Source organism: Delftia sp. K82 (assembly GCF_002193035.1).
In the GTDB taxonomy this organism is placed as follows: Bacteria; Pseudomonadota; Gammaproteobacteria; order Burkholderiales; family Burkholderiaceae_C; genus Comamonas; species Comamonas acidovorans.
Genome location: NZ_MYFL01000009.1, coordinates 28,287 through 37,010, shown reverse-complemented (window position 1 = coordinate 37,010; position 8,724 = coordinate 28,287). Strand labels below are relative to the sequence as shown.

The 8,724-nt window shown below is 61.8% G+C and carries 8 protein-coding genes and 1 pseudogene; 8 read left to right on the top strand and 1 reads right to left on the bottom strand.

The genetic code is table 11. The annotated features are described in order from the left end of the window. Positions 1-701, bottom strand: a 701-nt coding sequence (locus KDK82_RS30590) for a DeoR/GlpR family DNA-binding transcription regulator (protein ID WP_088167124.1), incomplete at its 3' end; no start/stop codon positions are given. Between the two features lie 116 nt (positions 702-817). On the opposite strand from KDK82_RS30590, the gene KDK82_RS30585 reads away from it, so the two are divergent. From KDK82_RS30585 to KDK82_RS30550, 8 genes and pseudogenes are all read left to right on the top strand, one after another. Next, positions 818-1,531 carry an HAD family hydrolase gene (locus tag KDK82_RS30585; protein WP_051723375.1) on the top strand — a complete coding sequence of 238 codons (714 nt, stop codon included), beginning with the start codon at positions 818-820 and terminating at the stop codon, positions 1,529-1,531. After that, positions 1,524-2,666, top strand: a complete 1,143-nt coding sequence (locus tag KDK82_RS30580) for an ABC transporter ATP-binding protein (protein WP_029309264.1) — start codon at positions 1,524-1,526, stop codon at positions 2,664-2,666. Before KDK82_RS30585 ends, KDK82_RS30580 begins: the two co-directional genes overlap by 8 nt. A gap of 9 nt (positions 2,667-2,675) precedes the next feature. Beyond that, positions 2,676-3,548 (top strand): carbohydrate ABC transporter permease, encoded by an 873-nt coding sequence (locus KDK82_RS30575; protein ID WP_029309265.1) that lies wholly within the window; start codon positions 2,676-2,678, stop codon positions 3,546-3,548. Continuing rightward, on the top strand, positions 3,545-4,378 hold the full coding sequence (locus tag KDK82_RS30570; protein WP_165091848.1) for a carbohydrate ABC transporter permease: 834 nt from the start codon (positions 3,545-3,547) through the stop codon (positions 4,376-4,378). The genes KDK82_RS30575 and KDK82_RS30570 overlap by 4 nt, the downstream gene beginning before the upstream one ends. Positions 4,379-4,396: 18 nt before the next feature. After that, entirely contained in the window at positions 4,397-5,659 is a 1,263-nt protein-coding gene (locus KDK82_RS30565) for an ABC transporter substrate-binding protein (RefSeq protein WP_029309112.1), read from the top strand. A gap of 15 nt (positions 5,660-5,674) precedes the next feature. Beyond that, on the top strand, positions 5,675-6,466 hold the full coding sequence (locus tag KDK82_RS30560) for a phosphodiesterase (RefSeq protein WP_029309111.1): 792 nt from the start codon (positions 5,675-5,677) through the stop codon (positions 6,464-6,466). A gap of 700 nt (positions 6,467-7,166) precedes the next feature. Further along, positions 7,167-7,895: a class I SAM-dependent methyltransferase gene (locus KDK82_RS30555; RefSeq protein WP_031942805.1), complete on the top strand. Its 729-nt coding sequence runs from the start codon at positions 7,167-7,169 to the stop codon at positions 7,893-7,895. Between the two features lie 514 nt (positions 7,896-8,409). Next, positions 8,410-8,724 (top strand): annotated as a pseudogene (locus KDK82_RS30550) (hypothetical protein); the annotation flags it as partial.

The window sequence follows — 8,724 nt, the reverse complement described above, 5'->3', positions numbered from 1 at the left end:
ACTGAAAACGAGGAGACCCCGATCCTGAAGATTGCTTGCGCCTTGAACTTGGAGGAGTCGACGAGGACATTGACGGACTGGGCCGCGTCCACGAAGGCTCGATTCATCGCTGACTCCTCGGGCGTCAGCATGCCGATGCCCCCGGTCGCGGAGATCCCGTGGACGCCCAGGAAGGCCGCTCTGACCGTGATGTCCTCGAATGCACCTGTTTCGAGGCGGCCCACACTCGTCATCTTCTGAAAGTCCACGGTGCCCTGCAGGAGATGGACAGTGGCGTTTCTGCTCTTGGCCAGCTCCATGGCGACGGTCAGTCCGTTGGTGACGACATGAAGGTGGTGATGACCTCGCAGAGCTTCCGCGAGGTGCCTGCACGTGGTACCGCCGTTGATGAGGATGCAGTCGCCGTCCGACACTGATTGCGCGGCCAGCTCCGCGATGGCTCGTTTCTCGCGGTAGTTTTCCCTCTCGCGCTCCGCGTAGCTAACACTCTCGTACCGCGCCCAACCCTCTGCATACACCTCATTGCCGGGAATCGCGCCCCCTCGCGTGCGGGCCAGCACGCCACGCTCCTGCAATTCGATGAGGTCACGGCGGACAGTGATCGGCGATGTCTGAAAACGCTCCGCCAGCACGCTGACTTCGACGACGCCGCCCCCTTGCAAAAGGGCGACGATTTCTTTCTGGCGAGCTGCTTTGAGCATCTGTTTTCTTGCATTTCAGGACGGTTGACGCGCCACGCGCGCACGGGATCGATGCGGAAACTGTACCGCCCGTATTTGTCATGAGTTTGACTCATCATGTTCGTAGCATTCAGGACATGAACACTAACGATCAAATACGAACAGTCGTCTTTGATGTCGATGGAACCCTTTTCGACACCTTGCCCACCCTCGCAGCCGCGGCCAATGAGGTGCTTGTGCTCGCCGGATTGCAGGCCGTCGAGCCGCAGCATCTTCGTCCTGCCTTGAGCCAGGGCATCACCGCCCTCTTCCAGAGCGCGCTCCGGCTTCAGGCCGCGTCTGTGCCGCTCGCGTTGGGGTCGCGACTCGAAGATGCCTTCGCGCACCGCTACGCATCGCACTGGCTGCACAAAACTGTGGCATACGACGGCGCTCTCGATCTGCTGTCGATGCTTCGTTCGCAGCGCATCGCACTGGGCATTTGCACGAACCGCGATCAAGGCTCCACACGCACGCTTCTGGACAAGGCAGCGCTGACCGGCTTCTTCGACGCGATCGTGGGCCTGGGCGACACCGAGCATCCCAAGCCGGACGCCGCGCCGTTGCACCTCGCACTGACCCAGTTGGGCGGGACGCCGCGGACAGCGCTGTTCGTCGGGGACTCCGGCATTGACGCAGCGTGTGCCCAGGCGGCTGGCGTACGGCTGGCGGCCCATCTCGGCGGCTACGCCGCGGCGCCCGACGACTTGCGCCCGTGCACCGTGGCGTTTTCGGGCTACGCAGAGTTTCACAGCTGGATGGCCGCCCGGACATCGACTCAGTCAACGGCGGAGACGAACGACCATGTCTGACATCCAGATTTCCGGCCTGACCAAACGCTTCGGCAACGCTGCCGTTCTTCAGGAACTCGACCTGACAGTGCGCGACGGCGAATTCCTCACCCTGCTGGGCGCGTCCGGTTGCGGCAAGTCCACCTTGCTGAAGCTGATCGCCGGCCTGGACACGCCCGACACCGGCACGATCCGCATGGGAGACCGCGACCTGCTCGCCCTGTCACCCAGCGCACGGGACTGCGCGATGGTGTTCCAGTCCTATGCGCTGTACCCGCACATGACCGTGCGCGAGAACATCTCGATGCCGCTGGTGATGCGCGGCCTGGGGTTCTGGGGTCGCCTGCCGGGGGCACGCCTGGTATCCCCCGGGGTGCGCCGCCGGCTCGCCGACATCCATGCCAGCGCACATGAAGTGGCCCGGCGACTCGCCATCGACGGGTTACTCGATCGTAAGCCGGCGCACCTGTCGGGCGGCCAGCGCCAACGCGTCGCCCTGGCGCGCGCGATGGTTCGCCACCCCTCCGTGTTCCTGTTCGACGAGCCCCTTTCTAATCTGGACGCCAACCTTCGCCATGCGCTGCGTGCCGAGATCCGGCAGCTTCACGACCAGTTGGGCGTGACGTTCATCTACGTCACGCACGATCAGCACGAAGCCATGTCCATGTCGGACCGTGTGGCGGTCATGCGCGAAGGCCGCATCCTTCAGGTGGCGCCACCCGAAGATCTGTACATGCGGCCACAAAGCCTCGAGGTGGCTCGATTCGTCGGCGCACCGCGGATCAACGTCGTGCCGGGCGACATCCTCGCCAATGGCGAGATCCATTGCCTGGCGCAACGCATCGCAGATACCGCGGGGAACGGCGGGCCCTGCCGTGTCGCCTTCCGGCCGCAGGCTGTCACCTTGGCAAAGGCGCCGGGCCTCACCGTGCGCGGCGTGGTTGGCCATGTGGAATACGCGGGTGCCGAATTGATGGCCACGCTGACCCTGCCGAGCCAGGGGGAAGCCTGCATCGTCTGCCTCCCGGCTGGCACGGCAGCGCACGCAGGGGCCGAGTTCGAGGTCACGGTCCCGTGGGAAGCCCTGCATGTCTTCGACGCCGGCGGCCAGCGCATGTCGATCGGTCGATGCGACACCCTGAAGCGAGTGGCCTGAAAGCCGAGCATGCGCGCCCATCCTCTTTCCACCGTTTCACTTCTCGCGCCCGCGGGCCTTCTTGCGACGCTTCTGCTGTTCATACCCGTCCTTGCCGTATTTCTGATGTCGCTGACCGATTGGCAGTTCGGCGCCACCACCCTGAACTGGGTCGGCCTGCAGAACTACGCCGAACTCTGGTCGGACGCGGTGTTCCGCAAGTCTGTGGCCAACACCCTTGTCTACCTCGTCCTGGTCACCGGGGGATCGATCACGCTGGGCCTGAGCCTCGCCTTGTTGATCGAATCCGATCGATCGGGACGCGGCTTCTACCGCACAGCCTTTTTCATGCCGGCCGCATCGACGCTGATCGCAATGGCGGTCGTGTGGGAATTCCTGCTGCATCCGAGCGCCGGGCTCGTCAATCACCTGCTCCAGCAGGTCGGCGTCGCACCCCAGAACTGGCTCAACGACCGCCACCTCGCGCTGTACTCGGTCGCCGCGATCGGCATCTGGCAGATGTCGGGGCTTGCCCTGGTGTTCTTCCTGGCCGGGCTGCAAGGAATCCCCCGCGACGTGCGAGATGCGGCGGAACTCGACGGCATCGATCGCCCCTTCGATCGATTCCGCTTCGTCACCTGGCCGTTGCTGGGCCCTACCACCTTGTTCGTCATCACTGTCTGCGCCATCCGCGCCCTGCAGGTCTTCGACACCGTCCATGTGCTCACCAAGGGCGGGCCGAACAAGGCCACCGAAGTGCTGCTGCACACCATCTATGCGGAGGGGTTCAGCTTCTTCCGCATGGGTTACGCCAGCGCCATGACGGTGGTCTTCATCGCCGGCATCTTCCTCTTGACCCAGATCCAGCACGCCGCGCTGGAGCGCAGGACGCACTACGCATGAAACCTCCTTCCCCTTCCTTTCGGATTCTTCGCCACGTGGTGCTGATGGCCGTGGCCCTGGTCTTCCTGATGCCGTTCATCTGGATGGTGCTGACCTCGCTCAAGCCTGCCGACGAAATCTTCGGCAGCGAGATTCATCTTTTTCCGACGCGCTTCGCTGCAGTGGAGAACTACACCCTCGCGCTAACCAAGGTCCCCTTGCTGCGCTACCTGTGGAATGGCGTGCTCGTCTGCGCGGGCATCCTGGTGCTGCAGATCCTGGTGGCACTGCCTGCCGCCTACGCCTTTGCCAAGCTGTCGTTCCGTGGCAAGCCGTGGGCTTGGCGCTTGGTGATGCTGGCGCTCATGGTGCCATACCAAGCCACGGCCATCCCCCTCTACGTAATGCTGTATCACGCCGGTCTGCTCGACTCGATGGCCGCGCTCATCCTGCCTTTCAGCGTGTCCGCGTTCGGCATCTTCCTGATGCGGCAGTTCTTTCGCACCGTGCCCGACGACCTGATCCACGCCGCGCGGCTCGACGGCATGGGTGAGTTGGAGATCGTCTGGCGCGTGATGCTGCCCACGGCCATGCCTGCCTTGCTGGCGTTCTCGATCTTCTCGGTGGTCTGGCATTGGAACGACTACTTCTGGCCACTGCTGGTCATCAATTCACCCCATCTGGCGACGCCGCCGTTGGGAACCATGTTCTTCCGCAATGAGGAAGCAGGCAGCGCGTTCGGTCCGCTGATGGCCGGCACGGTGCTGATCACGGCGCCGCTGGTGCTGTTGTTCGTCGTCGCGCAAAAGCGCTTCATCGAAGGTGTGACGCTCACCGGCGTCAAAGGTTAAACCGCAAGGAATCAAGCAATGAAACAACTGTTTAAGAAAACCGCCGCACTGGCCGTGTTAATGACCACCGGCCTGGCACAGGCTCAGCAACCGACTGAGATCGTGATCGACTACGCGTACGCTGATCTCTTCAAAGAGGTCCATGAATCAATCGCAAAAGACTTCATGGCGAAGTTCCCCCAGTACAAGGTCACGTTCCGTGCGCCCACGTCTGACTACGAGGTCGCGGCACAACAGGTTCTGCGCCAGGCCGTCACGGGCCAGCTCCCCGATGTGTCTTATCAGGGCCTCAATCGTCAGCGCGTGTTTGCCGACCGTGGGCTCGCTGTCGACCTGACGCCCTTCATCAAGGCGGAGAAGGGCTGGGCGGGGATGGGTTACGACCAAGCGTTGCTTTCACTGGGGCAAGTCAAGGGTCAGCAGGTCGGCATCGGCTTCGCGCTGTCTACACCCGTCATCTACTACAACGCCGACCTGATGCGCAAGGCGGGCGTGGAGCCCGATCGCTTTCCCATGAACTGGGATGCCATCATGAACGCGGCCAAAAAGTCGAAGGCGGCAACGCCCGGCACCGAGAGCCTTCACGTCGAGTGGGACATCACGGGCAACTGGATGTGGCAGGCGCTGGTCTTCAGCAACGGCGGCACCATGTTGACCGCCGACGAGAAGAAGGTGGCCTTCGACGGCCCCGCAGGCAAGGCCGCCATGCTGACCCTCGAGCAGCTCGTCAAGCAGGGTGAGATGCGCAACATCTCCTATTCGGCCGCCTTGCAGGACTTCGTGAGCGGCAAGCTCGCGGTACTGGCGACAACCACTGCGCGCCTGGGCAGCATCACGAAGCAGGTGGGAGGCAAGTTCGAGATTCGTACCGCCCGCATGCCCGTTGCCAAGGACGGCCGACTGCCGGCCGGCGGCAATGCAGCGATGATGTTTTCCAAGGATCCTGCCAAGCAGGCCGCTGCTTGGGAATACATCAAGTTCGCCACCGGCCCGCTGGGCGCGACGACCATGGTCAAGGCAACCGGCTACTTCCCGGCCAACACGTTGCCAGCGACCGACCCGAACCTGCTTGCGCCCTTCTACAAGGCAAACCCCAATCATCTGACCGCCATCGCGCAGATGCCGGTACTCACCGGCTCGTACGCGTTTCCGGGTGACAACGGCTTCAAGATTACCGACGTAATCAAGGATCACCTCCAGACCGTGGTTTCGCAAGAGGTGCAACCCGCCGTTGCCCTTAGCGAGATGAGCAAGGCCGTCCAGGCATTGCTGCCGCGCTGAGTGCAAGGCACGACCATGCACAAGTTCATCCACATCACGGACATTCATCTTGTCGAGCAGGGTCGCGCCCTCTACGGCCATGACCCCGGCAAACGGTTCGAGCGCTGCATCGACAGCGTGATCGCCGAGCACGCGGACGCAGCGTCTTGCGTGATCACGGGCGACCTCGCACATGTCGGGCACCCGGACGCCTACCGCCAGCTGTCGGAGCAATGCGCGCGGTTGCCAATGCCGGTTCATCTGATTCTCGGCAACCACGACAGCCGGACCAACTTCCGCGAGCGCTTCCCACAGGTGCCGGTGGACAGCAATGGGTTCGTCCAGTACGAGCAGGCCATCGGGAGGTTCAGGGGTCTGTTTCTGGATACCAACGAACCGGGAACGCATTGCGGCGTCTTCTGCGAGCAACGGGCAAACTGGCTTTCCCAGCGCTTGGCGGAGGATGATTCACCGGTGCTCCTGTTCATGCATCATCCGGCATTCCACCTTGGCATCCCGGTCGCGGATCGAATCGGATTGGTCGACAACGAATGGTTGCTGACAGCACTGAAGGGCCACGCGCATCGCATCAAGCACCTGTTCTTCGGCCACATCCACCGGCCCATCTCGGGCACCTGGCGCGGCATCCCCTTCTCGACTTTGCGCGGTACCAACCATCAGGTGGCACTGCACCTTGGGGAATCCGAAGACATCCCGGGAAGCTTCGAGCCACCACAGTACGCCGTCGTCCTGCTCGACGACGATTCGGTGATCGTGCACCTGCATGACTTTCTCGATCGCAGCGAGAGATTCTGGCTAGGCGCGTAGGCGCGGATGCAGAGGCGGCCCTTGGTCCAGTGCCGTGAAGTCGATCCTGCCGACTCTGCAGGCGATTCAAGCCTCAATCAAGGGCCGAAGCGGGCCCTAAGAAATCGTAGTGCACCTGCCGGACGGGCACGCCCAGCGTGCGCCGCGAGCGCTGCGCACGCTGCACGAAAGGCTTCGACCCGAGGAAATAGCTGTCGGTGCCGCACCCCCGTTGGCTCACTCTCCAGTCGGCGCCAACAACTCGACCTACGAATTAAGAGTCTTCGCTACCTCGATTTCTAAAGAATCTCAAAAAGTTGGAAAAATCCAGCATCCATGCGAGTTTGCGGTTGATTGAGGCTACTGAACTGTTCTCGCAGGTTCCCCTTTTATGTGAAGTATTCGCGGCATGATTACACGGGCTTTACACGTGAGCCGCGGGCGAAACCTGCTGCTGGCCTAATGGCACTCTCCGAGCAGAATCGAAGCGCTTTACCTTGCGAAAGCGGTGCTAACGTGCTTTTGTGTTCCAGATCTGTGAGGGCCATGACTCCAAACGGCCAACTGCGGGTCTTCGAAATTTGAAACTGGTTGATTGCTACCTGGGTCAAATAAGTCTCCCTGTTGTTCCCATTTCATTGCAGCGACAAATGCGACGGCAGGGCTTGACCTGCAGATTCAGGCCACTTCGAAATGCCTGTCTGAGATTGACTGGATTGACATGACACTCTTTCGGAACGTTGCAGTTTTAGCTGGGGTTTTGGGATCGCTGCTTGGTGCCGGCAGCTTTCCGGCGCAAGCGCAAGAGCTAGCGTACGTCGCTGGAGTGCCCAGCGCCGACGGCATCGGCAAACGCTACCTGGGTCGCGAGATCGCACAGGTCATGGGGTGGCAAGGAGCGCCATGGCTCGAACGCCAGGAACGGGAGAAGGAAGAACGTACCGACCTTCTCCTGGATGCGCTGGAGTTGAAGCCAGGCATGGTGGTTGCCGACATCGGCGCTGGTACCGGCTACCTGTCCCGTCGCATGGCGCGCCTGGTCGCCCCTTCCGGCAGAGTCCTGGCGGTCGATGTGCAACCCGAGATGGTCGCGCTTTTGCGCCAGGCTGCGGAAGCCGAAGGCATGCGCAATATCACGCCTTCATTGGGTACTGAAAACGATGCCCGTCTGGCGCCGGGGTCCGTCGACCTGGCGATCATGGTCGACGTGTATCACGAGCTGTCTGCTCCGTATGAGATGCTCAGGAGTGTGGTGCAGTCGCTCGCGCCCGGCGGGCGGGTCGTTTTCGTGGAGTACAAGGCGGAAGATCCCGCAGTACAGATCAAGCAGCTGCACAAGATGACGGAAAGGCAGATCCGCCGGGAAGCGGAAATCCTGCCGTTGCAGTGGGTGCGTACAGACGCGAGGCTGCCGTGGCAGCACGTCGTCATTTTCCGAAAGAAATCCTGAACTGCAGAGCTTTGGCGAGTGCAAGCTTCTTGGCCTTGGCGGGTAATCTTCAGTTCGTCGGATCGAGCACCAAACGCGCATTTAGGTCGTCGACGAGCCAAATGACGGCGGATCCAGGCGGATCCAATGCTTGATTAAACGCCGCCATCGTCAAGACGAAACCTGCCGGCTTGATGTCATCGACGTTCAGAGAAACCTAGATGCTGCGCACAAAGGCGCTTTGCGCCATGTGCGTACGGCAGCCGCCGCTCGCCACTTGAGGATCTATGCGGTACCCCTGTCGTCATCCTGATTGCCGACTTTCAGCAGTCAGTTTATGGGGCCAAATACATCGCCGCCGTCGAGGTTTGCAAGTGCCGGCACGGTCGCCTGACCTATCAATGTCGCGGATGCATGCTTTCAGCTTTGGTACAAACGAGTAGCGCGGCGGCCTAAAACTTCTGCCATCAGTCTGAAGCTGCCTTTAAGTCGACTTGTCTGCGTCTTCGTGGGGCGGCCTGAAGCAGCGGGGCTTACCGCCGTCGACAAGGTCCACAAGGGCAAGGGCCGCACTGTCAACGCGCGCTTCTCGGTGATGTGCGCGCACTACCTGTACGACCCTGACTTCTGCAACGTCGCGGCGGGCTGGGAGAAGGGGCGCGTGGAGAAGAACGTGCAGTACAGCCGTCGGCGCATCTGGATCGAGGCGGCCCGACATCGCTTCAGTTCCTTTGTCGAACTCAATGCCTGGCTGAGTGAGCGCTGCCGCGCCCTGTGGAACGAGATCCGCCATCCCGAACACAGCCAATTCAACGTGGGCACGCGCTGGTTGGGGTCTCCTCGTTTTCAG